At 66.5% G+C, this 25,386-nt stretch carries 23 protein-coding genes; 12 read left to right on the forward strand and 11 right to left on the reverse strand.

Features of this window, described 5'->3' with window-relative positions:
* Genes ACP7EY_RS14150 through ACP7EY_RS14165 form a run of 4 tightly spaced genes read right to left on the reverse strand, consistent with a single transcriptional unit; the run spans window position 1 to window position 4,746 of the window.
* A complete protein-coding gene (locus ACP7EY_RS14150) occupies window positions 1-1,059 on the reverse strand; it encodes a branched-chain amino acid ABC transporter permease (RefSeq protein WP_426194594.1) in 1,059 nt (352 codons plus the stop codon).
* Window positions 1,059-1,955 carry a branched-chain amino acid ABC transporter permease gene (locus ACP7EY_RS14155; RefSeq protein WP_426194596.1) on the reverse strand — a complete coding sequence of 299 codons (897 nt, stop codon included), beginning with the start codon at window positions 1,953-1,955 and terminating at the stop codon, window positions 1,059-1,061. The genes ACP7EY_RS14150 and ACP7EY_RS14155 overlap by 1 nt, the downstream gene beginning before the upstream one ends.
* Window positions 1,952-2,779: an ABC transporter ATP-binding protein gene (locus tag ACP7EY_RS14160; protein ID WP_426194827.1), complete on the reverse strand. Its 828-nt coding sequence runs from the start codon at window positions 2,777-2,779 to the stop codon at window positions 1,952-1,954. The genes ACP7EY_RS14155 and ACP7EY_RS14160 overlap by 4 nt, the downstream gene beginning before the upstream one ends.
* Window positions 2,779-4,746 carry an AMP-dependent synthetase/ligase gene (locus tag ACP7EY_RS14165; protein WP_426194598.1) on the reverse strand — a complete coding sequence of 656 codons (1,968 nt, stop codon included), beginning with the start codon at window positions 4,744-4,746 and terminating at the stop codon, window positions 2,779-2,781. Before ACP7EY_RS14165 ends, ACP7EY_RS14160 begins: the two co-directional genes overlap by 1 nt.
* 134 nt (window positions 4,747-4,880) lie before the next feature.
* On the opposite strand from ACP7EY_RS14165, the gene ACP7EY_RS14170 reads away from it, so the two are divergent.
* From ACP7EY_RS14170 to ACP7EY_RS14210, 9 genes are all read left to right on the forward strand, one after another.
* Window positions 4,881-5,567, forward strand: coding sequence for a Crp/Fnr family transcriptional regulator (locus ACP7EY_RS14170; protein ID WP_426194600.1), 687 nt, complete (start codon window positions 4,881-4,883; stop codon window positions 5,565-5,567).
* 42 nt (window positions 5,568-5,609) lie between these two features.
* On the forward strand, window positions 5,610-7,421 hold the full coding sequence (locus tag ACP7EY_RS14175; RefSeq protein WP_426194602.1) for a M24 family metallopeptidase: 1,812 nt from the start codon (window positions 5,610-5,612) through the stop codon (window positions 7,419-7,421).
* Window positions 7,421-7,684: a hypothetical protein gene (locus ACP7EY_RS14180; RefSeq protein WP_426194604.1), complete on the forward strand. Its 264-nt coding sequence runs from the start codon at window positions 7,421-7,423 to the stop codon at window positions 7,682-7,684. Before ACP7EY_RS14175 ends, ACP7EY_RS14180 begins: the two co-directional genes overlap by 1 nt.
* An 8-nt stretch (window positions 7,685-7,692) precedes the next feature.
* Complete coding sequence (locus ACP7EY_RS14185) at window positions 7,693-8,436, forward strand: MgtC/SapB family protein (RefSeq protein WP_426194606.1); 744 nt, start codon at window positions 7,693-7,695, stop codon at window positions 8,434-8,436.
* A 19-nt stretch (window positions 8,437-8,455) separates the two neighbouring features.
* On the forward strand, window positions 8,456-9,049 hold the full coding sequence (locus ACP7EY_RS14190; RefSeq protein WP_426194608.1) for a DUF924 family protein: 594 nt from the start codon (window positions 8,456-8,458) through the stop codon (window positions 9,047-9,049).
* The gene (locus ACP7EY_RS14195) at window positions 9,050-9,865 is read left to right on the forward strand and encodes a Rossmann-like and DUF2520 domain-containing protein (RefSeq protein WP_426194610.1); all 816 of its coding nucleotides are present in this window, start codon (window positions 9,050-9,052) and stop codon (window positions 9,863-9,865) included.
* Complete coding sequence (locus tag ACP7EY_RS14200) at window positions 9,862-10,386, forward strand: GNAT family N-acetyltransferase (RefSeq protein WP_426194612.1); 525 nt, start codon at window positions 9,862-9,864, stop codon at window positions 10,384-10,386. The genes ACP7EY_RS14195 and ACP7EY_RS14200 overlap by 4 nt, the downstream gene beginning before the upstream one ends.
* A 15-nt stretch (window positions 10,387-10,401) precedes the next feature.
* Complete coding sequence (locus ACP7EY_RS14205) at window positions 10,402-10,998, forward strand: alpha-ketoglutarate-dependent dioxygenase AlkB family protein (protein WP_426194829.1); 597 nt, start codon at window positions 10,402-10,404, stop codon at window positions 10,996-10,998.
* Between the two features lie 298 nt (window positions 10,999-11,296).
* On the forward strand, window positions 11,297-11,857 hold the full coding sequence (locus ACP7EY_RS14210; RefSeq protein WP_426194614.1) for a porin family protein: 561 nt from the start codon (window positions 11,297-11,299) through the stop codon (window positions 11,855-11,857).
* A gap of 114 nt (window positions 11,858-11,971) precedes the next feature.
* Here the strand turns inward: ACP7EY_RS14210 and ettA are convergent, their stop codons facing one another.
* The 3 genes from ettA to ACP7EY_RS14225 form a co-directional block, all read right to left on the reverse strand.
* The gene (gene ettA, locus ACP7EY_RS14215; RefSeq protein ID WP_426194616.1) at window positions 11,972-13,639 is read right to left on the reverse strand and encodes an energy-dependent translational throttle protein EttA; all 1,668 of its coding nucleotides are present in this window, start codon (window positions 13,637-13,639) and stop codon (window positions 11,972-11,974) included.
* 79 nt (window positions 13,640-13,718) lie between these two features.
* Window positions 13,719-14,594: an EamA family transporter RarD gene (gene rarD, locus ACP7EY_RS14220; RefSeq protein WP_426194618.1), complete on the reverse strand. Its 876-nt coding sequence runs from the start codon at window positions 14,592-14,594 to the stop codon at window positions 13,719-13,721.
* A 69-nt stretch (window positions 14,595-14,663) separates the two neighbouring features.
* Complete coding sequence (locus tag ACP7EY_RS14225; RefSeq protein WP_426194620.1) at window positions 14,664-16,277, reverse strand: hypothetical protein; 1,614 nt, start codon at window positions 16,275-16,277, stop codon at window positions 14,664-14,666.
* A 329-nt stretch (window positions 16,278-16,606) separates the two neighbouring features.
* Between ACP7EY_RS14225 and ACP7EY_RS14230 the strand changes: the two genes are divergently transcribed.
* From ACP7EY_RS14230 to ACP7EY_RS14240, 3 genes are all read left to right on the forward strand, one after another.
* Window positions 16,607-18,736 (forward strand): hypothetical protein, encoded by a 2,130-nt coding sequence (locus ACP7EY_RS14230; RefSeq protein WP_426194622.1) that lies wholly within the window; start codon window positions 16,607-16,609, stop codon window positions 18,734-18,736.
* An 87-nt stretch (window positions 18,737-18,823) separates the two neighbouring features.
* Complete coding sequence (locus ACP7EY_RS14235; protein WP_426194624.1) at window positions 18,824-20,701, forward strand: potassium transporter Kup; 1,878 nt, start codon at window positions 18,824-18,826, stop codon at window positions 20,699-20,701.
* Window positions 20,702-21,065: 364 nt separating this feature from the next.
* Entirely contained in the window at window positions 21,066-21,503 is a 438-nt protein-coding gene (locus ACP7EY_RS14240; RefSeq protein WP_426194626.1) for an FKBP-type peptidyl-prolyl cis-trans isomerase, read from the forward strand.
* A gap of 40 nt (window positions 21,504-21,543) precedes the next feature.
* On the opposite strand, the gene ACP7EY_RS14245 is transcribed toward ACP7EY_RS14240, so the two are convergent.
* The 4 genes from ACP7EY_RS14245 to gshA form a co-directional block, all read right to left on the reverse strand.
* Window positions 21,544-22,086 carry a cytochrome b gene (locus ACP7EY_RS14245; RefSeq protein ID WP_426194628.1) on the reverse strand — a complete coding sequence of 181 codons (543 nt, stop codon included), beginning with the start codon at window positions 22,084-22,086 and terminating at the stop codon, window positions 21,544-21,546.
* Between the two features lie 80 nt (window positions 22,087-22,166).
* Window positions 22,167-22,646, reverse strand: coding sequence for a GNAT family N-acetyltransferase (locus tag ACP7EY_RS14250; protein ID WP_426194630.1), 480 nt, complete (start codon window positions 22,644-22,646; stop codon window positions 22,167-22,169).
* Complete coding sequence (locus ACP7EY_RS14255) at window positions 22,643-23,686, reverse strand: histone deacetylase family protein (protein WP_426194632.1); 1,044 nt, start codon at window positions 23,684-23,686, stop codon at window positions 22,643-22,645. The genes ACP7EY_RS14250 and ACP7EY_RS14255 overlap by 4 nt, the downstream gene beginning before the upstream one ends.
* Window positions 23,687-23,726: 40 nt before the next feature.
* A complete protein-coding gene (gshA, locus tag ACP7EY_RS14260; protein ID WP_426194634.1) occupies window positions 23,727-25,319 on the reverse strand; it encodes a glutamate--cysteine ligase in 1,593 nt (530 codons plus the stop codon).
* Window positions 25,320-25,386 lie beyond the last annotated feature (67 nt).

Raw genomic sequence — 25,386 nt, forward strand, 5'->3', positions numbered from 1 at the left:
TCAATGGGGAAACGGCCACAGGCGCAACTTCTCTTTGCCCACTTGCCACAAGCGCGCCAGACCATGCGGCTCCACGATCAGGAAAAAAATGATCAACGCGCCAAACACCATCAACTCCAGGTTCGATGCAAAGCTGGTGGGCAGACCCAGCGCGTGCCCGACAATATTGAGCATCACCGGCAGCAGCACGATGAAGGCGGCGCCCAGGAAGGAGCCCAGCACGGAGCCGACGCCGCCGATGATGATCATGAACAGGATGCGGAACGACAGGTCCAGGTTGTACGCTTCCGGCTCCACCGTGCCCAGGTAGGCGAACGCATACAGGGCGCCCGCCACGCCGCAATAAAACGAGCTGACGGCGAACGCGAGCAGCTTGGTGCGCAGGGGCCGAAAGCCGATCACTTCGGCCGCCACGTCCATGTCGCGCACGGCCATCCACGAGCGGCCCACGTTCGAGCGGATCATGTTCTTGGCCAGCAGCGCCAGCGTGCCGACGATGACCAGCACCAGCAGGTATTTGCTGTGCGGGCTGTCGAACTGGTAGCCGAGGATCTGCATTTTCTGTACCGTCACCACGCCCGAGGCGCTGTAGTTGGTCAGATACGGGATCTTGGTCAGGCACCAGACGACGAAGAACTGGGTGGCCAGGGTCGACGCCGCCAGATAAAAACCCCGCACCCGCAGCGACGGCAGGCCGAACACGATGCCCACCAGCGCCGCGCACAGGCCGCCCAGGATGAACGCCAGCAGCAGCGGCATGGCCGGCACGCGGGCGACGAAGTTGAAGGCGGCGTAGGCGCCCACGGCCATGAAGGCGGCGCTGCCCAGCGAGAGCTGGCCGCAGTAGCCGGTCAGGATATTCAGGCCCAGCGCGGCCAGCGCGAAAATCAGGAAGGGAATGAGCAGCGCCGACAGCAGATACGGGCTGGCCAGCAGCGGCACCAGCACCAGCGCCACCACCAGCAGGGCTGCCATCGCGTAGCGGTCCTGGCGGATGGGGAAAATCTGGTTGTCGGACTGGTAGCTGGTCTTGAACTGTCCGGCTTCACGGTAGAGCATCAAATCCTCCGGATGATTTTTTCGCCGAACAGGCCTTCCGGCCGCACCAGCAGGAACAGCAGCGCCAGCACGTACGGGAACCAGCCCTCGATGCCGCCGCCGACCAGGGGACCGAGGTAGACTTCGGCCAGTTTTTCCGAGGCGCCGATGATCAGGCCACCGACGATCGCTCCCGGCACCGACGTGAAGCCGCCCAGGATCAGCACCGGCAAGGCTTTCAGGGCGATGAAGGTGAGGGCGAACTGCACGCCGTTGCGGGCGCCCCACAACAGGCCCGCCACCAGCGCCACCAGCCCCGCCACCGACCAGACGATGGCCCAGATGCGCTGCAGCGGAATGCCGACGGCCAGCGCGGCCTGGTGATCGTCGGCGACGGCGCGCAGGGCGCGGCCCACCTTGGTCTTCGAGAACAGCAACGCCAGCGCCGTCACCAGCAGCGCGCAGATGGCGGCGGCGCTGACGTCGAACTGCGAGACGATGATGTTGAAGCGCTCCATCAGGTAAGCGATCGGCACGTCTTCGATGGGCAGCTCGAGCTTGTGCACCTGCGAGCCCCACAGCAGCTGGGCCAGGCCCTCGATGAAGAACGCCAGCCCGATGGTGGCCATGAACAGGGTGATTTCCGGCTGGTTCACCAGCGGGCGCAGCACCACTTTTTCGATGGCCAGGCCCAGCGCGACCATGGCGACGGCGGTGAGGGCGATGGCCAGCCACATGGGCAGGCCCCATTGATCGACCATGCCGACGCAGGTGAGGGCGGCGAAAAACACCATCGCGCCCTGGGCAAAGTTGAACACCCCCGAGGCTTTATAGATCAGCACGAAGCCGATCGCCACCAGCGCGTACATGATGCCCGACAGCAGACCGCCGATGAGCACTTCGAAGAAAAAGTTCATGGCGCGTCTTCCCCTTGCGGTGCGCCCAGGTAGGCGCGGATCACGTCGGCGTCGGTGCGCACGGCGTCGGGCGTGCCGTCGGCGATCTTGCGACCGTAGTCGAGCACCACCACGCGGTCCGAGATATCCATCACCACCCCCATGTCGTGCTCAATGAGGACGATGGTGGTGCCCAGCTGGTCGTTGACGTCGAGGATGAAGCGGCACATGTCCTGCTTTTCTTCCACGTTCATGCCCGCCATCGGTTCGTCGAGCAGCAGGATGTCCGGTTCGGCCGCCAGCGCCCGGCCCAGCTCCACCCGCTTTTGCAGGCCGTAGGGCAGGCGCCCCACGGGCGTCTTGCGGATCGCCTGGATTTCCAGGAAATCGATGATCGCCTCGGCCTTTTCGCGGTGGGCGATTTCTTCCCTTCTCGCCGGCCCCAGGTACAGGGCCTGCAGCAGAAAATTCGAGCGCATTTTCAGATTGCGCCCCGTCATGATGTTGTCCAGTACCGTCATGCCCTTGAACAGGGCGATGTTCTGGAACGTGCGGGCGATGCCCGCCTTGGCGGCGGCGTGGCAGTCCATGTTGCGGCGCGCCTGGCCGCGCAGGGTGATGCTGCCCTGCTGCGGGCGGTAGACGCCGTTGATCACGTTGAGCATCGACGACTTGCCGGCGCCGTTGGGGCCGATGATGGCGCGGATTTCGTGCTGGCGCACGTCGAAGGAAATGTCGGTGAGGGCCTTGACGCCGCCGAAGGCGAGCGAGATGTGGGCCAGGTCGAGAATGACGGGACCGATGGCGCGCGCGCCGCCGTCGATGTTGGGCTGGTGCATGTCCATCACGCCACCGCCATGGCCGGGTAGCTGGCCGCCGCGCAGATGCGCAGTTCGGCGCTGGCGCTGCCAAGGCGGCCATCCTCGAATTTGACCGCGGTGCTGATGTATTGCGACTGCTTGTCCGAGTACAGGGCGTCGATCAGCACGGCGTATTTTTCGGCGATGAACTTGCGGCGCACCTTGCGCGTGCGCGTCAGCTCGTCGTCGTCCGGGTCGAGCTCCTTGTGCAGCACCAGGAAGCGGCATACCTGGGTGGCCGCCATGCCGTCTTCCCTGGCCAGGTCGGCGTTGACCTGTTCGACGCACTCGCGCACCAGTTCGTAGGTGACGGCGTGGCCGGCCAGGTCGGTGTAGCCGGCGTAGGCGATGTTGCGCCGTTCGGCGTAATTGCCGACCGCCTCCATGTCGATGTTGATGAACGCGCACACCGTGTCCCTGCCGCTGCCGAAGGCGACCGCCTCCTTGATGAAGGGGAAAAATTTGAGCTTGTTTTCGATGTAGTTGGGCGCGAAGATGGCGCCGCCGTTCATGGCGCCCACGTCGGCGGCGCGGTCGATGATTTTCAGGTGGCCGTCGCGGTCGAACACGCCCGCGTCGCCCGTATGAAAATAGCCGTCGCCGTCGATCACTTCGGCGGTGGCCTCGGGGCGCCTGAAATAGCCCGTCATGGTGGCGGGTGACTTGACCAGCACTTCGCCGTTGGCGGCGATTTTGACCTCGACGCCGGGGGCGGGCAGGCCGACGCTGTCGAACTTGATATTGCCGTCCGGTTGCAGGCAGACGTAGGCGCAGGTTTCGGTGGAGCCGTAGAGCTGTTTCAGGTTGACCCCGATCGAGCGGTAAAAGCGGAACAGGTCGGGGCCGATGGCGGCGCCGGCCGTGTAGGCCACCCGCACGCGCGACAGGCCCAGCACGTTTTTCAGGGGACCGTACACGAGCACGCGGCCGAGCGCGTACTGCAGGCGGTCGAGCGCGCCCACCGCTTTGCCGTCGAGCAGGGCAGCGCCGCAGCGGCGCGCCACCGCCATGAAGTGGGCGAACATGCGCCGCTTGATGGCGCTGGCGTCTTCCATCCGGATCATCACGCTGGTGAGCATGTTTTCAAACACCCGCGGCGGCGCAAAATAATAGGTGGGGCCGATTTCGCGCAGGTCCGTCAGCACCGTGTCGCCCGACTCGGGGCAGTTGACGGTAAATCCCGCCACCAGCGCCTGCGCCAGCGAAAACAGGCAGTCGCCCACCCACGCCATCGGCAGATACGACAGGATGTCCTCGTGGTCGGTGAGGCGGTCGAAGCCCACCCCGCCGACGCCGGCGGCGAGCAGCGCCGCGTGCGACTGCACCACCCCTTTCGGCTTGCCGGTGGTGCCGGAGGTGTAGAGGATGATGGCGGCGTCGGCGCCATCGCCCGCCTCGACGGCAGCGTCGAACTGGCCCGGGTGGGCCGCGTCCCAGGCGCGCCCCAGTTCCTGCAGGCGCGCCAGCGACAGCAGGGCGTCCTGGCGGTAGTGGCGCATGCCGCGGCCGTCTTCAAACACGATGTGGCGCAGTTGCGGGCACAGTGCGGCCAGTTCGAGCAGCTTGTCGACCTGCTCCTGGTCTTCGGCCACCGCGAAGCCGATGTCGGCATCGTTGAGCACATAGGCCATGTCGGCGGCGGGAGCGTCCTGGTACAGCGGCACCGGCACCCCGCCCAGGCACTGGGCGGCCAGCATGGCCCAGTACAGGCGCGGCCGGTTGTCGCCCACGATGGCCAGCTTCATGCCCCGTTCAAAGCCGAGCGCGGCCAGGCCGCAGGCGATCAGGCGCACCTCGTCGTTGACCTGGCGCCAGCTCCAGCTCTGCCAGATACCCAGATGTTTTTCGCGGAAGGCGGGTCGGCCGGGTCGCACCGCGCCGTGCCCGCGCAGGCGCCGCGGAAAGGTCGTCAGTTGGCCACTCGACTGCGTATCGCTCGATGCTCGCACCACGTCGTCTCCTCCGTTTGCGCGCGGTCCCGTCACTGGCGGCCGGCGCTGTTTTTATGGGATGATAGTAGCTTGCGAAACGATCCCATGTTGTCTTTTGGGTGACAATTGCCCGACTTTCGATGGTGCGACGCACAATGCATAGCAGCGCGATTTCCCTGATCGACCACCTGCGCGCCACCATCTGGTCGCGCGGCCTGACAGCGGCCGAAATGGCGCGCGTCGAGGCCGACTGCTTCGAGCAGTTCGTGCCGCGCGGCGGCTATGTGTGCCGCAAGGGCGAGGCAATCGCTTCGTGGGTGGGCATCGTCGATGGCCTCGTCAAGATCAACAATTTTTCCGCCACCGGCAAGAGCGTCACCTTCACCGGCGTCACCCCCGGCAGCTGGTTCGGCGAAGGCTCCCTGCTCAAGGATGAAACCCGCCGCTACGACGTGATGGCCCTGCGCGACACCCGCGTGGCGCGCATGCCGCGCGCCACCTTCGAGTGGCTGCTCGAGACGAGCCTGCCGTTCAACCGCTTTCTGCTCATGCAGCTCAACGAGCGGCTGGGCCAGTTCATCGCCCAGGTCGAAAGTGACCGCACGCAGGACGTCGACACCCGCGTGGCGCGCTGCCTGGCGGCGATGTTCCATCCGCACCTGTACCCGGGCCTGGAAGCGATGGTGCACATTTCGCAGGAGGAGATCGGCTACCTGTCGGGCGCCTCGCGCCAGCGCGTCAACCAGGCCTTGCAGCTGCTGGAAAAAGCGGGCCTGCTCCGGCTCGATTACGGCGGCATCCGCATCCTCGACCTGGACCGTTTGCGCCGCTTTCAAGCCTGAGCGGGGGCTGCGGGGCGGACCCGTTCGGAGTATCATGCAGGGATGGAAAATCTCTCTGCTCCCCCGCCACCGGACCTGGCCGCCCTGCGCGCCGCCATGGCCGCCCACGCCATCGACGCCGTCCTTATTCCGTCAGCCGATCCGCACCTGTCCGAATACCTGCCGGCCCGCTGGCAAGGGCGCCAGCAGCTGTCCGGCTTTACCGGTTCGGTGGGCACCCTGATCGTCACGGCCGACTTTGCCGGCGTCTGGACCGACGCCCGCTACTGGGACCAGGCCGCCGTCGAACTGGCCGGCAGCGGCATCGAACTGATGAAAATCCCGTCCGGCGCCAGCCTGCTCTACATCGACTGGCTGGCCGCCCGCCTGCACCCGGGCCAGAGCGTCGCCGTCGACCACCGCGTGCTGGGTCTGGCCACGGCGCGCCTGCTCGCTGATGCGCTCAGCGCGCGCGGCATTACCCTGCGGGTGGACCTCGACCTGCTCGACGCCGTCTGGACCGACCGCCCCGGCCTGCCCGAGGCCGCCGTGTTCGAGCACGCCGCGCCGTACGCCAGCGAAAGCCGGGCCGCGCGCCTGGCGACGGTGCGCGCGGCGATAGCCGCGCTGGGCGCCGACCGCCATTTCATGTCCACCCTCGACGACCTGGCCTGGCTGTTCAACCTGCGCGGCGCCGACGTCCCGTTCAATCCCGTGTTCCTGGCGCACGCCCTCGTCACGCCCGACGCCGCCACCGTGTTCGTCGGTGCCGGCAAGGTGGCGCCCGAACTGGTGGCGCGCCTGGCCGACGATGGTGTCGCCATCGCCCCCTACGAGGACGCCGCCGCCGCGCTGGCGGCATTGCCGGCGGGCGCCGTGCTGCTGATCGACCCGCGCCGCATCACCGCCGGCATGCGCGATGCCGTGCCGGCCGCCGTCACTGTCGTCGAAGCGATCAATCCCAGCACCCTGGCCAAGTCGAAAAAATCGGCGGCCGACGTCGCCCACGTGCGCGCCACCATGGAGCAGGACGGCGCCGCCCTGTGCGAGTTCTTCTCGTGGCTCGAACCGCGCCTGCTCGACACGCGCCGACCCCCGCTTACCGAACTCGACGTCGACACCCACATCTGCGCCGCGCGCGCGCGCCGGCCCGGTTTCGTCAGCCCCAGCTTCGGCACCATCGCCGGCTTTAACGCCAACGGCGCCGTCATGCACTACCGCGCCACCGAGCAGGCGCATGCCGACATCGAAGGCGACGGCATGCTGCTGATCGACTCGGGCGGCCAGTACCTGGGCGGCACCACCGACATCACCCGGGTGGTCCCGGTGGGCACGCCGTCGGCCGCGCAACGGCGCGACTTCACGCTGGTCCTCAAAGGGATGATCGCCCTGTCGTCGGCGCAGTTCCCGCGCGGCACCCGCTCGCCCCTGCTCGACGCGCTGGCGCGCGCGCCCATCTGGGCCGCCGGCGTCGACTACGGCCACGGCACCGGCCACGGCGTGGGCTACTTCCTGAACGTCCACGAAGGGCCGCAATCGATCTCGCCCACCACCGCGCCGGAGCCGCACACGGCGATGGAGCCGGGCATGATCACCTCGATCGAACCGGGCATCTATAAACCGGGCCGCTGGGGCATCCGCATCGAAAACCTGGTGCTCAATGTCGACGCGGGCAGCACCGAGTTCGGCCAGTTCCTGCGCTTCGAAACGCTGACCCTGTGCCCGATCGACACGCGCTGCCTCGAGCTGGCGCTGCTGCGCGCGGACGAGCGGGCCTGGCTGAACGACTATCACCAGCAGGTGCGCTCGCGCCTGTCGGCCCACGTCGATGGCGCCGCCCGCGCCTGGCTCGACCTGCGCACTGAGGCCATCTGATGGCCAGCCCCCGTTCCACCCGTGCCAGCAGCGCCGTCGACCGCCTGAAAAACCGCAGCGGCGCGCAAGGCTGGTCGATGTCGATCACCGGCGACGGCCTGTTTTTCATCAGCGAGATGCCGGGCGCGGCGCCCCTGTGCGCGCCCCTCGAGCTCGACGACTTCGTCAGGTTCGTCAACGCGCTGGGGCCGCAGATCGCCCGCCGCGTCAGCAAACTCGACGTCAAGTTCGAGCAGCAGCTGGTGAAAAAACCGTCTCCCTGAGCGCCGCCATGCCCACCCACGCCATGCTGGCCGCTTACTGGACCGCCCACGAAGTGGCGGCCAACGGCGTCATCATCCTCAATCTGCTGGGGGCGCTGCTGCTGGGGCTGATGGTGGGCTACGAGCGCTCCTACCACGGCCGCGCCGCCGGCATGCGCACCTACGGCATCGTCTGCATGGCCTCGGCCGCGCTGACCATCATCGGCGGCTATCCCGACCTGTGGTTCGGCGGCCACGCGGGCGCGCTGGTGGTGTCCGACCCCACCCGCATCATCCAGGGCGTGGTGACGGGCATCGGCTTTCTGGGCGCCGGCGTGATCATGCGCGAAGGCTTCAATATCAGCGGGCTGACCACGGCGGCGTCGATCTGGGCCTCGTCCGTGATCGGCATCCTGGTGGGGGTGGGCTTTTATGCGGCGGCCATCGCGCTGGCGGCGTTTTCCGCCCTCATCATGATTTATCTGCACCGCGTCGAAGCCTGGCTGCCGTCGCGCCACGCGGTGGCCATCATGATGAAATTCAAACCCGACTACACCCCGCGCGAAGAAGTCCTGCGCCGCATCGCCCTCGAACGGGGCTATGAGATCGCCGGCGGCTCGCTGTCGATCGGCGCCAGCGGCGGCGCCCAGGAATGGCGCTTCGTGGCGCTGGCGCTGTCGCGCAAGAGCGGCGCCAGGCTGTCGGACCTGGCCGCGGAACTGCACAATTTCGAGGGCATCGACAGCTTCCAGCTGGCGCACGCCCGCAACTGACACACTGATCAAGGTCGCCATGCAAGCATTCGACGAGCAAGCCCAACAGGTTCTCGATTTCTGGTTTCTGCCCGCCAGCGATCCCCAGCACGGCGCCGTGCGCGCCGCCTGGTTTCGCAAGGACGACGCCTTTGACGCCGCCATCGGCGCGCGCTTCGGCCACCTGATCGACATCGCCGTGGCCGGCGGCTTGCGCGAGTGGGACCTGGGCGGTCCCCAGGGCGTGCTGGCGCGGATCCTGGTGCTCGACCAGTTCACCCGCAATGCGCACCGGGGCCAGCCCAAGTCCTTCGCCGGCGACGCGCTGGCGCTGGCGGCGGCCGCCGCGCTGGTCGATGGCGGCGCCGATGCCCGGCTCACGCCGCTCCAGCGCTGGTTCGCCTACATGCCCTTCGAGCACGCCGAGGACGCCCGCATGCAGGAGCGCGCCGTCAGCCTGTTCACGGCGCTGGCCGGCGCCGACGCCCAGTTCAACGGCGCCCTCGATTTCGCCCTGCGTCACCGGGGCGTGATCGCCCGCTTCGGCCGCTTCCCGCACCGCAACGCCATCCTCGGGCGCGCCTCCAGCGCCGACGAACTGGCGTTCCTGCAGCAACCCGGTTCCGGCTTTTAAATGGCGGCGCCCACCCTCAACCTGATCGGCGGCGGCCAGCTGGGCCGCGCCATGGGCCGCCTGCTCGCCGCCACCGGCGTGCTGACGGTGCAGGATGTGCTGACGCGCTCGCAGGCCAGTGCGGACCAGGCGGTGGCGTTTATCGGCGCCGGCCGCGCGGTGGCCACTTACGCCCAGCTGCGCCCGGCCGACATGGTGCTGCTGGCGGTGTCGGACGACCAGATCGAGGCCGCGTGCGCAGCGCTGGCGCTGACGGTGGGGCCGGGCACGCTGGTGTTTCACTGCAGTGGCGCCAAGTCGTCGGCCGTGCTGGCCGTCGCCGCCGCCCGCGGCGCGCTCACCGCCAGCGTGCACCCGGTGCGCAGTTTTGCCGACCCGGCCCGGGTGGCGGCCGATTTTATCGGCACCTTTTGCGGCATCGAGGGCGACGCCGCGGCGCTGGCCCTGCTCGCGCCCGTGCTCGAGGCAATCGGCGCGCGCAGCGTCGTCATCGATGCGGCCGCGAAGACGGTCTATCACGCCGCTTCCGTGTTCGCCTCAAACTACCTCGTCACCGTGCTCGACGCCGCCCTGCGCGCCTACCAGGCGGCCGGCATCGACGCGCAGGTGGCGCGCGAACTGGCCGGGCCGCTGGCCACCGAGACCGTGCGCAATGTGCTGCGGCTGGGCGCCCGGCCGGCCCTGTCCGGCCCCATCGCACGCGGCGACCTGGCCACCGTGGCGCGCCAGCAGGCCGCGCTCGACGGCTGGGACGCGCCCACGGGCGAGCTATACCGCGCGCTGGCCGCCGCCACCGTCACCCTGGCGCGCGCATGATCCGCCACGCCACGGCCGCCGACCGGGCGCAGATCGCCGCCTTGTATCAACGGGTGGCGGCGGTGCCGGACGGCCTGGCGCGCACGCCGGCCGAGATGACGGCCGACTACCTCGACGGTTTCATGGCGCGCGCCGCCGCCCACGGCGTCGAACTGGTGTGGGAACACGAGGGCCGCCTGCTGGGCGAGATCCACGCCGCCTGTCCCGCCATCGCCGCCCTGTCGCACCTGCTGACCGACCTGACCATCGCCGTCGATCCGGCCGCGCAAGGGCAGGGGGTGGGGCGGGCGCTGTTCCAGGGCCTGCTCGATCACGTCGTCGTCCACATGCCGCACATCAGCCGCGTCGAATTGTTCGCCCGCGCCAGCAATGTGCGGGCGCGCGCGCTGTACCTGTCGCTGGGCTTCGTCGACGAGGGCCTGCTGCGACGCCGCGTCAACAATGCGCGCGGCGACGCCGAGGACGACACCTTCATGGGCTGGCTGCGCCCTGCACCGACGCCGCCGCCGCGCGGGGACTGAGCCCGCTTGCACACCATGGACCTGTTTGCCTCGCCAGCGGCGCTGATGCCGATCGCCGTCAACGACGGCGAACTGGCCTACCTGGCGCAGTTGCCGCTGGCGGCGTCGAATGGCGCCGTGCTGGCCCGCCTGATCGCCGAGACCGACTGGCGCAGCGACAGCATCACCCTGTGGGGCAAGCAGTTCCTGCAGCCGCGCCTGTCGGCCTGGTACGGCGAGGCCGCCTACCGTTATTCCGGCCTGACCCTGGCGCCGCAACCGTTCACGGCCCTGCAGCAGGAGATCCGCGCCGCCGTCGAGGCGGCCACGGGCTGCACCTTCAACAGCGTGCTGCTCAATTATTACCGGGACGGCCGCGACAGCATGGGCATGCACAGTGACGACGAGGCTGAACTGGGGCCGGCGCCGGCGATCGCCTCGGTCAGCTTCGGCGCCGAGCGCACCTTCCACCTTCACCACAAGCGCAGCGGCGAGCGCGTGCGCCTGCAACTGGCGGACGGCAGCCTGTTGCTGATGGCCGGGCAGCTGCAGCGGCACTGGCGTCACGGCATCAATAAAAGCGCCAAGGCGCTCGGGGCGCGCGTCAATCTGACGTTTCGGCGGATTACCTAGGCTGCAGGCGGCCTCGGCGCTGCTTACATCTGGTATTGACTGTATGCACGCGCGTAGTAGGGTCAAGTCGCCAACAGCCGCTAAAAATCGCCTAAATACCATTAAATAGGTTCAACTATCACTATTTCCAATCGTAAATAAGTGAACCGCCAGTCATTTATCTTCGATTTCTCTTACATTCCCTTACATTTCTTACGTAATCCCCACGGACTTGCCGGTTTGGCTTTGCTATCTTGACTATCTCGCGATTCATTGTGAATGGCGAGCCAGACGATTAACCAGTACAAAGGAATCTCGCATGAAAAAGCTCATTTTCGCACTCATCGCTGCCACCGCAGCCATCGGTTCGGCCCAGGCGGCACAGCCGGGCCCTTACGTCGGCGTCGGTATCGCCAACGCTGATCACAGCGCCTCGATTCCTGGCACGACGTCGTCGAGCAGCGACGGCTACAAAACTTCCGGCAAGATTTTCGGCGGCTACGAATTCGACCAGACCTTCGGCGTCGAAGTCGGCTACACCGATTTCCGCAGCTCGGACTACAACTACACCCTGAACGGCATCAACCGCACCGGCACCAGCGATGGCAAGTCGTATTACGTCGCCGGTAAAGCCAGTGCCCCGATCAACGAGCAGTTCTCCGTGTTCGGCAAACTGGGCGCGGCCCAGAACAAGCGCAACTACAGCGACTCGCTGCTGAGCGGCGACACCAGCAAGACCGAACTGTACGCCGGCGTCGGCGCCCAGTACAACTTCAACCCGAAGGTTGCTGTGAGCCTCGAGTATGAGCGCTACGGTAAAAACCAGGACATCGGCGCCAAGTCCGACGTCATCACGCTCGCTGCCAAGTATTCGTTCTAAGCAACGCGCCTGAGCTAGTCAAAACAAAAGCCCGCCGGATCGCTCCGGCGGGCTTTTGCATGTGGCGCTCGCCTTTGGTGGCCAGGCCGCGCCGCGGCCTGGCCTGCCAGGTAACTAGACCGTCAGCGGCTTGTAGCGAATCCGCTTGGGCTTGGCGCCTTCTTCACCGAGGCGCTTTTTCTTGTCCGCTTCGTATTCCTGGTAGTTGCCGTCAAAGAAAGTCACTTGCGAGTTGCCTTCAAAGGCCAGGATGTGGGTGGCGATGCGGTCGAGGAACCAGCGATCGTGGGAAATAACCATCACGCTGCCAGCAAACTCGAGCAAGGCGTCTTCCAGCGCGCGCAAGGTTTCCACGTCGAGGTCGTTCGATGGTTCATCGAGCAGCAGGACGTTGCCGCCTTGCAGCAGGGTCTTCGCCAGGTGCAGGCGACCCCGCTCACCACCGGACAGGTTGCCGACGATCTTTTGCTGGTCCGAGCCCTTGAAGTTGAAGCGGCCCAGGTAGGCGCGCGAGGGCATGTCGAAACGGCCCACGGTGAGCGTGTCGGCGCCGCCGGCGACGTCGTCGAACACGGTCTTGCTGTTGGCCAGGTCGTCGCGGTTCTGGTCGACGATCGACACGCGCGCCGTCTGGCCGATCGCCACTTCGCCGCTGTCCGGTTGTTCCTTGCCCGTGATCATCTTGAACAGGGTCGACTTGCCGGCGCCGTTGGGGCCGATGATGCCGACGATGGCGCCCGGTGGCACGGTGAACGACAGGTTGTCGATCAATAAACGGTCGCCGAAGGCTTTCGAGACATTCTTGAACTCGATGACTTCATTGCCCAGCCGCTCGGCGACGGGAATGAAGATCTCGGACGTTTCATTGCGCTTCTGGTATTCGTGCTCGGACAACTCGTTAAAGCGCGCCAGCCGGGCCTTGCTCTTGGCCTGGCGGCCCTTCGGATTCTGGCGCACCCATTCGAGTTCCTTGGCGATGGTTTTCTGGCGCGACGATTCGGTCGCCTCTTCCTGCTTGAGGCGATTGCTCTTTTGCTCGAGCCACGAGCTGTAATTGCCTTTCCACGGAATGCCGTGGCCGCGGTCGAGCTCGAGAATCCACTCGGCGGCGTTGTCGAGGAAGTAGCGATCGTGGGTGATGCCGACGACGGTGCCGGGAAAGCGCAGCAGGAATTGTTCGAGCCAGTCGACCGATTCGGCGTCGAGGTGATTGGTCGGTTCGTCGAGCAGCAGCATGTCCGGCTTCGACAGCAGCAGGCGGCACAGCGCCACGCGGCGCTTTTCACCACCGGAGAGGACGCCGATTTTCTGGTCCCACGGCGGCAGGCGCAGCGCGTCGGCGGCCATTTCCAGTTGCAGGTTCAGGTTGCCGCCGTCGGAGGTGGAGATGATCGCTTCGAGCCGCGCCTGCTCGGTGGCGAGGGCGTCGAAGTCGGCGTCCTCGTCGGCGTAGGCGGCGTACACGGCTTCCAGTTTGCCTTGCGCTTCGAACACTTCGCCCAGGCCCGATTCGACCACCTGGCGCACCGTCTGCTCGGGGTCGAGCACCGGTTCCTGCGGCAGGTAGCCGATGTTCAGGCCCGGCATGGGCACCGCTTCGCCCTGGATGTCGGTGTCGATGCCGGCCATGATTTTAAGCAAGGTCGACTTGCCGGAGCCGTTCAGGCCCAGCACGCCGATCTTGGCGCCGGGGAAGAACGACAGCGAGATGTCTTTCAGAATCTGGCGTTTGGGCGGGACGATTTTGCCCACGCGGTTCATGGTATAGACGTAATTGGCCATTGTGTTCGAATTCTCAGGTAGGACGGAAGGTCCACAGCATACCGGAAAAGACCCCGTTCGGGCCACCTCCGACCGGCGGCTAAGTACTGCGGCGCGCGCGCCACAAACCTTCCGCCGCGTACAGGGCCAGCGCGCTCCAGATCAGCGCGAAGCCCACCAGGCGGTCCGCCGTGAACGCTTCGTGGAACAGCCACACCCCCAGCAGGAACTGGATGGTGGGGCCGATATACTGGATCATGCCCAGCACCGCCATGGGAATGCGGCGCGCGCCGGCGGCAAACATGAGCAGGGGAATGGCGGTGATGGGGCCGGCCGCCACCAGCAGCCAGCGGGTGCTGTCGGACGGCGTCGTCAGAAATACATTGGCGCCGTGCATGCTCAGCCACACCACGTAGCCCAGCGCCAGCGGAAACAGCACCATGGTTTCAAAGGCCAGCCCTTCGAGGGCGCCCAGCGCCGCCGTCTTGCGCAGCAGGCCATAGCCGCCGAAGGTGGCCGCCAGCGCCAGCGCGATCCACGGCACCGTGCCCGCCTGCCAGGTCAGCCACAACACGCCGGCGGCGGCGACGGCGATGGCCGTCCACTGCAGGCGGCGCAGGCGCTCGCCCAGCACCACGTAGCCCAGCATGATGTTGACGAGTGGATTGATGAAATAGCCGAGGCTGGCGTCGATGACGTGGCCGTGGTTGACGGACCAGATATAGATGAGCCAGTTCACGCTCAGCAGCAGCGCGCTGGCGACGAAGCCGGCCACCACCTTCGGCCGCCGCAGCACCTCGGGCAGCCAGCCCCACTGGCGGCGCACGCTGAGCACGATCACCAGGAAGGCCAGCGACCACAGCACGCGGTGCGCCAGGATCTGTCCGGCCGGCACCTCTTGAAGCGCATGAAAATACAGGGGAAACAAGCCCCAGCTGAGAAACGCCAGGGTGGCGTAGATGATGCCGGTGCGCATGGGGGACGATCGAAGATTTGCCGAGGCGACATTATCTCCGAATTGTCCCGGCGCTGCCGGCGCTGCGCTTTATTGGCCCACCGAGAACAGCACCGCATTGTTGATCGCATACACGAGCCCGTCCGGCCCCACCGCGGTGGGGGTGTAGGATTCACCGAGCCCGCTGGTGAGGCGGATTTTCTGGCTCAGGGTATTGCTCGTCAAATCCCAGCGGTACAGGTAGCCGTCTTCGCTGTTGACCAGGATCGACTTGGTGAACGGATCGACGGCGGCCGTGTTGATGCACCATTCGGTGACCCCGCCCGGGAAATTCGGATCGGGCGTGGGGCCGAGGATGGTGAGGATTTCCTTCATCACCCTGACGCTGGCGGTGGCGCTGACGGGGTCGGCCATGCTGGCGTTCGGGTCGAGCACGGCGATGCGGTTTTTCGAGTCGCCACTGCCGGCGCGGCCGTAGTTGTTGTACTTCGTCATCACCAGGTAGGGCGAACTGCCGCTGTAGCCGGGCACCATGGCGGCCGGCACCACGGACGGCGTGTCGTCCCAGCCGAAGGAGCCGGGCGTCTTGCTGGTGGCCAAGGTGCTGTCGAAGTGCAGCAGCCAGCCGCGCGCATTGTGCAGGTTCGTCACGGGCTCGAGCACGCCAAAATAGACGTCGCCGTCCGGCCCCACCATGGGCGCGGCGGTGCTGTCCTCGCTGATGCGCGATGGACTCAAGGTAAATGGATCGACCAGCGCCGCCTTCGACTTGAGCGACAAGGTGGCGGCGTCGAGCGCGAGCAGCTGGCCGTTGATGCCCGTGCTTTTGACCACCACGTAGACGGTTTTCTGGTCGTTCGAGATGGCCGGCGCGGCGCCCATGGCCGGTTTGCTCATGGTGGCGTCGCCGCTGGCGCTGACGGCGCTGACCCAGCTGCCGTTGCCATCGGCGCCGATGCGGGCGATGCCGCTGACCAGGCCGGCGGGATTGGCGCCGGTGACGACAAAGCCGAAAAACAGGTTGCCCGCATTGTCGGCCGTGATGGGCGTGTTGATGAACACGCTCGCGTCCAGCACCCCCTGGTTGGCGCTGTAGGCGCTGCTGCCATAAAACACCAAGGTGTTGGTGCTGGCGCCGGCCGCGTCGGCGTCGTCCCGATACAACACTTTGCCACCGGCGCCCGGCATCACGATGCGGTTGTTTTTGGTCAGCGTGATGTTGTAGGCGGGCGTCCAGTTGTGCGCCGGCATCACGTAATCGCTGTCGATGCTCCAGCGCAGCGCCCCCGTGGCGCCGGCCCGCGCTTCGACGCGAAAACTGTCGGCGACGGACCGCTTGACGGGCACCAGCACCGTGTTTTTTGCCGTGATGACGGGCGAGCCGTAATGCACGAGCAGGTAGCCCTGGCTGCTGTACTGGGGCGCCACGTCCACGGGAGTTTGCCAGACGATGCGGTTCAATGCCTGGGTTTTAAGGCTCGATTGCGCCGTGTGCTGGGCGTCGCCGCCATAACTGAGCCAGGCGGCGCCGGTCACCGGCAGCGGGTCCGGCACAGGCTGCACGGGCGCCGGCGCGGGCGTGACCGCCGCACTGCCGCCACCGCCACCACCGCTACAGGCGGCAATGGCGGCCAGCACGGCAATGGCGGCGAGGGCCGCGGCGCGGCGGCGCCCAGGCAGCGTTTTTGTGGGGTGATCGCCCATGGTATCTCCAGTCCGGTCAGGTGGCGCGCGGACGCTTGCCGCTTGCATCGCTGGCAAGATTGCGCTTTTCTGTGGGAAATTTCAAGTTCGCCGTGCAAACCCACGATGAGGCTGGGATAAACTGTTGCGTGGCTGATTTTTCCCTACAACGATGCGTTCTTCGCACCGGCAAATTATGCATATCCTTGCATAATCGCCTGTGGGTAAACGTGTGGACAAGCCTGTTCACAGCCCCCCTGACAAGTCGGTGGACAAGCCTGTGGACAACACCCCGCGCCAGCTTGTGGACAAGCCTGTTCACAACATTGTTCACAACCCTGTTGACAGCTGTGTGGACAAGCCCCGCGCACGCGGCCACCCCCGCGCCCTATCCGATCCTGTTCGTCACCCAGGTGCCCCTGCACACCGATGTCGCCGCCCGCCTGTCGGCCTTCGCCAACCACCTCACCGGCCCCGACCAGGTGCCCCGCGGCGGCGACCTGATGCTGCGCTATCCGGACGGCACACTGCGCGCGCTCACCCGCGAAGCGGGCTTCGGCAACGCCGGCATGCAGGGCGCCGGCGCCATCGCCGTGCGCGAGCCGGCCGTGCACCGCAGCGGCCGGCGCGCCCTGTTCAGCATGTTGACGGGCGCCCCCACCGGCCCGGGCGACAAGGCCGCGCCCGTATGGCAGCTCTACGAGGTGCGCGGCCTGCAACGGCGCCAGCGCGCCGTCATCACCAGGCTGGCGGGCCAGGCGGCCAGCTGCAACAACCTCTCACCCCTGTACGGCAGCGACGACCGGGTATTGTTTACCTCGGACTGCCCGCGCGGCGGCGCTGCCCAGGCCCACCTGTACCCGGCGCTCGACGAATACGAAGCGAGCCCCACCACCAGCGGCATCTGGCAGCTCGATCCGGCCACGGGCGCGCTGCGCATCCTCAACCACGCCGTCAGCGGCGCCTTCACCCCCATCCTCGATAGCGACGGCCGCGTGGTATTTACCCGCTGGGACCACCAGCAGCAGGACCAGCTGGCCCAGCGCGATCGCGACGCCGCCCGCAACGGCGTGGCGCTGCCGTTCAACTCGGGCAATCGCGCCAGCGAGCAGGCCGGCGCCCCGCTGCTGCCCGGACGCGACGAGGTGTTCCCCGAGTCGCGCAGCGGCAGCCGCGGACCGTACGGCGAGGTGTCTGCCTTCGCCACCAATTTTTTTACCCTGTGGCAGATGGAAGAGGACGGCCGCAACGAAGAGACCTTGAACCACGTCGGCCAGCACGAACTGGCGTTCGGCTACCTGACCCCCACCTTCAAGGACGACCCGGCGCTGTCGAACCACACCAACGACCGCTTCCACCGCAACCGGCTGGCGCTGCGCCGCGAGGGCGGCCTGTTTCATGCGCGCGAAGAGCCGCGCCGGCGCGGCAGCTTCGTCGCCACGGCGGCGCGCGAATCGGCCGCCGGCACCGCCACGTTTACCACCGGCCAGCTGGTGCGCCTGAGCGGCGCGCCTGGCCTCAATGGCGAGCGCATGATGCTTATCGCCCTCACCGCCGGCGACCCCGCCGACGCCTTGCCGGGCGGGCGCTATCGCAATCCCGCGCCGCTGGCCGACGGCCGCCTGATCGCCAGTCACAGCCGCGCCGTGCGCGCCCCCGAGCAGGGCGCCAGCCTGCCCGACCTGCGCCTGGTCTGGCTGGTCCCCGGCCACGGCGGCCTGCTGCGCGCCGGCGCCCCCCTCACCAGCGGCATCGGCGCCGCCGTGCGCTGGTGGAGCCCGGCCGGCATGCGCCACTTCGACGGCGTGCTGTGGGAGCTCGACGCCGTCGAACTGCGCCCGCGCGCGCGCACCAGGGCACGCCACGTGGCCGGCTTCGAGGCGCCCGAACTGGCCGTGCTGCGCGAAGAGCGGGTGGCGCCAGTGGCGCTGCGGGCCTGGCTGATCGAGCGCGACCTGGCGCTGATCGTCACGCGCGACCAGACCAGCCGCGATCGGGCAGACTTGCAACAGCCGTTCAATTTGCGCGTGCCGGGCGGCGTGACCACCGTGTCGATCGCCGCGCCCACGGCCAGGCGCTACGACATCGCCCACTTCCAGCTGTTCCAGGCCGACGCCGTGCGCGCCTACCCGGGCCGCCCGGGCCGGCGCGCGCTGGCCCAGCCCCTGCACGACGGCGCGGCCACGGCCGCCAACCGGCCCAATCGGGCCGGCCCGGTGGGCAGCGTGAAGATCGCCGCCGACGGGTCGACGGCGGCCTTCGTGCCGGCGCGGCGTGCGCTGACATGGCAAACTGTCGACCCGGCCGGCACGCCGGTGGTACGCGAACGCAACTGGATTACCTTCCAGGCGGGAGAAATGCGCACCTGCGCGTCCTGCCACGGCACCAACACGGCCAACCAGGCCGGATTGGCGGCGCCGATGAACAAGCCGGAGGCGCTGCGTGAACTGCTGCGTCACTGGAAAACCCTGCCACCTTGAGAGAGCCTTTGTGAATCGAAATCCGCTTGCAATTATCACCACGTGGGACTATTGTGCGATGCACCAAAACAACAATACGGTGCAACCTTGACTCCCGAACACAAGAAGGCCAGCCTGGCGACGATGACGCTGGCGGCAGTCGGTATCGTCTACGGCGATATCGGTACCAGTCCCCTGTACACCCTCAAGACCATCTTCGACCCGGAACACGGGCTGGCCTTGAACACCTTCAATCTGCTCGGCGTGCTGTCGCTGATTTTCTGGGGGCTGACCATGATCGTCGCCCTCAAATACGTCACCCTGATGCTGCGCGCCGATAACCGCGGCGAAGGCGGCATCATGGCCCTGATGGCGCTCACCCTCAGTTCCGTCACCCGTTCCTCGAAATGGTTCACGCCCTTGCTGATGCTGGGCGTACTGGGCGCGACGATGTTTTATGGCGACAGCGTGATCACCCCGGCCATCTCGGTGCTGGGCGCGATCGAGGGCCTGGAAGTGGCGGCGCCGGGGCTCGAGCGCTTCGTGGTGCCGCTGACCATCGTCGTGCTGGTGATCCTGTACTGGGCGCAAAAGCACGGCACCGCCGGCATTGGCCGCTGGTTCGGCCCCATCATGGTGGTGTGGTTCGCCGCCCTGGCCATCATGGGCGTGATCAACATCGTGCAGGCGCCGCAGATCCTGGCCGCCTTGAATCCCCTCAATGCCTTCCTGTTCATGCTGGAGAACCGCTTCGTCGCCTTCGTCGCCCTGGGCGCGGTGGTGCTGGCGTTCACCGGCGCCGAGGCGCTGTACGCCGACATGGGCCACTTCGGCAAGAAGCCCATTCAGGCCGCCTGGTTCATCGTCGTCTTTCCCGCGCTGGCGCTCAATTACCTGGGCCAGGGCGCGCTGCTGATCATGCACCCGGAAGCGATCAGCAACCCGTTCTTCCAGCAACTGGGACCGTGGAGCGTCTACCCGCTGGTGCTGCTGTCGACCATGGCGGCGGTGATCGCCTCGCAGGCGACCATTTCCGGCACCTTCTCGATGACCAAGCAGGCCATCGCCCTGGGCCTGCTGCCGCGCATGCGCGTGCTGCACACCTCCGAGAGCGAGATCGGGCAGATTTATATCCCGGCGGTGAACTGGCTGCAGCTGATCGTGGTGCTGCTGGCGGTAATCGGTTTCGGTTCGTCCGACAAGCTCGCCGGCGCCTACGGCATCGCGGTGACCGCCACCATGCTGTGCACCACCGTGCTGACGTTCTTCCTGACCCGCTACCGCTGGCACCTGCCACTGTGGGTGTGTTTCGGCGCCACCGGCTTTTTCATCACGATGGACATCATGCTGTTCTCGGCCAGCACCCTGAAACTGCTGCATGGCGGCTGGTTCCCGCTGCTGCTGGGCGCCGTGCTGTTTACCGTGATGGTGACCTGGAAGCGCGGTCGCGAGCTGGTGTTCGAGAACCTGCAAAAGCACGCCATTCCGCTGGAAGACTTTCTCGCCTCGCTGTTCGTGGCGCCGCCGGACCGGGTCTACGGCACCGCCATTTTCCTGCGCGGCGAGAGCGACGGCGTGCCGCACGCGCTGCTGCACAACCTGTCGCACAACAAGGTGCTGCACGAGCGCGTGGTGTTCCTGACGGTGCACATGCGCGAAGTGCCGTGGGTGCCGGCCGAGGAGCAGGCCAAGGTGGTGGAACTGGGCCACAACTGCTTCCAGATCAATGTCGACTACGGCTTCAAGGATGAGCCGGACATTCCCAAGATCCTGGCCCAGTGCGCGCAGCACGGCCTGCCGTTCGAGATGATGGAAACGTCGTTCTTCATCGCCCGCCAGACCGTCATTTCGGCGCCCGGCGGCGGCATGGCGCCGTGGCGCGAGCACCTGTACGTGGCAATGTCGAGAAATGCGCGCGGCGCGGCCGACTATTACCAGATTCCGCCGAACCGGGTCATTGAGTTGGGAACCCAAGTGGAAATTTAATCAAACAAAAGTGGACACCTACTTTTGTTTGGGCCTGAAGTGAGGGAACCTTTTTTACACCGGCTTACAGGCGCACCCATAGTCAGGTAAAAATCACTGGCGGAGCCAGATGATTTTTGAATCGGGGCAAACAAAAGTGGACACCTACTTTTGTTTGGGCCTGAAGAGAGGGAACCTTTTTTACACCGGCTTAGAAGCGCAACCATAGTCAGGTAAAAATCACTGGCGGAGCCAGATGATTTTTTGAGGGGACGGCACGCCAGGGCGGTGGGCGGCGTGCGTTACAAAATTCCGCGCGCCGGGGCGGGAATGGGAGTGTGGCGCTCTGCTACACTCTCTGCGCATTTATCATTTAAGGATTTTCATGAACTTCAAGCTTCCCCTGATCGCCGCCTTTGTCGGCGCCCTGAGCCTGTCCGCCTGCGGCGGCAGCAGCGGTACCAGCACTCCCGCGGTGGCTGTCAGCAGCCCCGCCACGCTGGTTAGTACCGACGTCACCGTTGGCACCGGTGCTACCGTGACGACTAACGCCTCTGTCACCATGAACTACACGGTGTGGGTCTACAAAGCCGATGCCGTCGATTTCAAGGGCGTTCAAGTCGATACGCGCAGCGGTTTTGTCTTCACCGTTGGTGACTCACAAATCATTACTGGCCTTAACAGCGGCATCATCGGCATGAAAGTGGGCGGCCGTCGCGTGCTGTTGATCCCCGCAGCGCAGGCTTACGCCGAGAAGGGTGCTGGCGTCATCCCGCCAAATTCGGGAATTGTGTTTGACATGACCGTAACCGGCGTAAAGTAAATAACGACAAAATAGAGAAGCGGTCTGCGGACCGCTTTTTTTATTCGCCCACCATGCGCGACCAGAACGCGCGGCCGTGCCGCACGCTGTGCATGAGCACCGCCGCCAGGTGCACGCCGATCAGGCCCATCAGGCACCAGGCAAGCACGCCATGCGCCTGCTCCATGCGCTCGTGCCAGACCTCCGACGCCGGCACGGGACTGGCGATGCGCAGCAAGTCGAACACGCCGATCGGACGGCCGCCGAACCACTGCATCAACACGCCACTGGCAAGCATCGCCACCAGCGCCACCAGCAGCAGCCCGTGCACGGCGCGCGCCAGCTGGCCGCCAGCGGCCAGCGCGGGCGGCGCCGCCACGCGCCAGCGCCAGATCAGGCGAAACGCCACCAGCGGCACGTAGACAGTGCCGATGGCGATGTGCAGGGTGCGCCAGAAACTGCGCGCGGCGCCGGGTGGCAGGTCCGTAAAAACCAGGCCGATGGTCAGCATGGCCAGCACCAGCGCCGCGCCCAGCCAGTGATTGACGCGGGTCACGGTGTCATAGGTGGCGGGAGCATCGGCGCCACGGTCGCGAAGTCGCATGCGCGCTCCAGGTCGAAAAACTCCGATTATGCGCAATGCCTTGCTTGCACGCAACTCATATTCGATGCTGTAAAAGTTGGTTATAAGCGCATATCGACATGCATGATGCCGTCTTCGTCGTACGGCGCGCTGATGGTGACAAAACCGAAGCTGGCGTAAAAGCGCTCCAGGTACTGCTGGGCGCCGATCTTGACGGGGGCGCCCGGATACAGGCGCGCCAGCTGTGCCAGGCCCTGCGCGACGAGCGCGCGGCCGATGCCGCCGCCGCGCCCGGCGCTGGTGGTGAGCACGCGGCCGATCGACGCTTCGGCATATTTGGCGCCCGGCGCGAGCACGCGCAGGTAGGCGACCAGCTGGCGCTGGCCATCGACCGTGGCCCAGCCCAGCACATGGTGGGCGTCCAGATCGAGGCCGTCGAAATCGTTCCACAGGCACTGCTGCTCGAGCACGAACACGTGCAGGCGCGCCGCCATCATGGCGTAGACATCGTGGTTCGACAGCTGCGCGAAACTGGCCCATTGCCAGTCGATGGCGGGCGATACGGATTCGGTGGACTTCATGCGGCGGTTTCGAACCCTTCGAGGACGTTGACGATATTGAGGCCCATTTCGGCGACGGCGCTGCCGCCCTCCATGACGAACACGGTGGGCAGGCCCAGGTGGGCGATGCGCTCGCCGACGCGCAGATAATCGCCGCTTTGCAGGGCAAAATGCGACAGCGGGTCGCCGGCGAAGGTGTCCACGCCCAGCGACACCACCAGCGCCTCGGCGCCGAAGCTGGCCAGCTTGTAGCAGGCCGTCTCCAGCGCGGCGAACCACTGCGCCGGCGTGCTGCCGCGCGCCAGCGGCAGGTTCATGGTGCAGCCGGCGCCGGCGCCATCGCCGGTTTCGTCGGCGTGCCCCAGGTAATACGGGTATTCGTCGCGCGGATCGGCGTGGACCGAAGTAAACAGCACGTCGTTGCGGTGATAGAAAATGCTCTGGGTGCCGTTGCCGTGGTGGTAGTCGATGTCGAGGATGCCGACCCTGGCGGCGCCGTCGTCGAGCAGGTGCTGGGCGGCCAGCGCGGCGTTATTGAGAAAGCAGTAGCCGCCGAAAAAATCGGCGCCCGCGTGGTGGCCGGGCGGGCGCGTCAGCGCAAAAGTGCCACGTTCTCCCAGCCGCAGGGCGTGGGCCGCGTTGACGGCGCAATCGGCGCCCGTCTTGGCGGCGATCCAGGTGCCGGCGGTGAACGGCGTGCCGCTGTCCATCGAGTACAGGCCCATGCGGCCGGCAAAGCTGGCCGGTTCGATATCGGCGCGCAGGCCGCGGATCGGCCAGGCCGAAGGGAAGGCGTCGCGCGCGGCATTGTCCGGGTCGAGCGCGAGCCACTCGCTCCAGGCGTTGCGCAAAAAATGCAGGTAGCGCGGCGTGTGGATTTTTTCCAGCGACATGAGCGGCACGCCGTGCGGGGTGACGATGTCGCCCAGCCCGCGCCGGCCGAATTCGGCCACCACCAGGTCGGCCCGTTCGGGCTTTTCAAAGGCCGGCACCAGGGCGCCACGGAACATCTCGTGCTTGCCCCGGTGCTGGGCGTGGTGTTCGTTGAAAAAAGCCAGCATGGGATGCCCGCGATGATGGTTTAAAGGGCTGTCACAGGTCTCACTCGCAGCACAGGGTGCTGGTGTTGTAGGCGGCGACGTAATCGTCGAACGCGGGGCCGGGCGCCGCCTCGATGGCTGCCTGCTCGGCCAGCGAGGCCGCGCTCATGTCCTCGAACAGCGCCAGTTCGGCCGGCATCAGGGGATCCTGGCGGAAGAAGGCCGCGTGCAGTTCGCTCTGGCGCAAGCCGAACGCCGCCGACGAGCCCAGTTCGCGCACGTCGGCCAGCACGCGCGCCGATGGCGTGAGCGCCGGGTTGTCGATCTTGGCCTGCTGCTTCGCCAGCGAGGCCGCGTGCACGCCGGCCTCGTTGTGCTGCTCGTCGAGCAGGGCGGCGACGGGGGCGATGCGCGCCAGCAGTTCGGTGGCCCAGTCGCGCAGGGCGACTTCGCCGTCGGCGCGGGTGAGCTTCAAGCCGGGGCGACGGCCCTCCTTGACGGTGCGGGCGAAATTGCTGGCGTTGGCGGCGCTCTCGGTGACGTTGACGACGGGGCTCTCGTCGAGCGCGCAAAACAGCAGGAAGGCGTCGAGGAAGCGGCCCGTCTCCAGGCTGATGCCGACCGCTTCGTACGGGTCGACGTCCATGCAGCGCACTTCGATGTACTGCACGCCGCGCCGGCACAGCGCCTGGATCGGCCGCTCGCCCGTCTTGATGACACGCTTGGGGCGAATGGTCGAGTAGTACTCGTTCTCGATCTGCAGCACGTTGGTCGACAGCTGGATCCACTGGCCATCCTTCTTGGTGCCCAGTTGCTGGTACGGCGCGTACGGCCGGTTGACGGCGTCCATCAGGGTCGAGACGTAGCTTTCCAGGCTGTTTTCGTGCGGCGTCAGGCCGGACTGGGCATCGTTCTGGTAACCGAGGTCGCTCATGCGCAAGCTGGTGGCGTAGGGCAGGTACAGGGTGTCGTCGGAGAGGGTGTCGAGCTGGTGCGCGCGGCCCCGCAGAAAATCGGTCGACAGGGCCGGCGAGGCGCCGAACAGGTACATCAGCAACCAGCTGTAGCGGCGGAAGTTGCGGATCAGGGCGATGTAGCTTTCCGATTGAAAATCGCGCATGGCGTTGCGGCGTTCCTGCGCCACCCCTTCGTGGCGCGACAACAGCTGCCACAGCGCTTCGGGCAGCGAATAATTGTAGTGGATGCCGGCGATGCACTGCATCGCCTTGCCGTAGCGCAGCGCCAGGCCGCGCCGGTACACGTGCTTCAACATGCCGATGTTCGAGCTGCCGTAGTTGGCGATCTCGATGTGTTCTTCGTCGGGCAATTCGCACGGCATCGATTCGCTCCACAGCATCTCGTCGCCCAGCTTGGTGTAGGCGTAGCGGTGGATGGCGTCGAGCTGATTGAGGGTGATGCCGATGTCGTGTTCGGCCGGGGTGATGAACTCGAGCAGCGCTTCGGCGTAGTCGGTGGTGATCTGCGGGTGGGCCAGGGCCGAACCGAGCGCGCGCGGGTGCGGCGTCTGCGCCAGTTTGCCGGCGCGGTCCACGCGCAGCGTTTCACGCTCGATGCCGCGCAAGCCCTGGCCGAGCAGGGCGCGGTGATCGTCGTCGTCAAGAAGTGCCAGTCGGCGGGTCAGGAGGTTCGGCACGGGTCAATCCTTTCAATGCTGCTGTAATAATTGGTGCAGAGATTAACCGAAATCGGCCGTCTGCGCC

The organism is Massilia sp. DWR3-1-1 (genome assembly GCF_049898325.1).
Taxonomy (GTDB): Bacteria; Pseudomonadota; Gammaproteobacteria; order Burkholderiales; family Burkholderiaceae_D; genus JAFCUW01.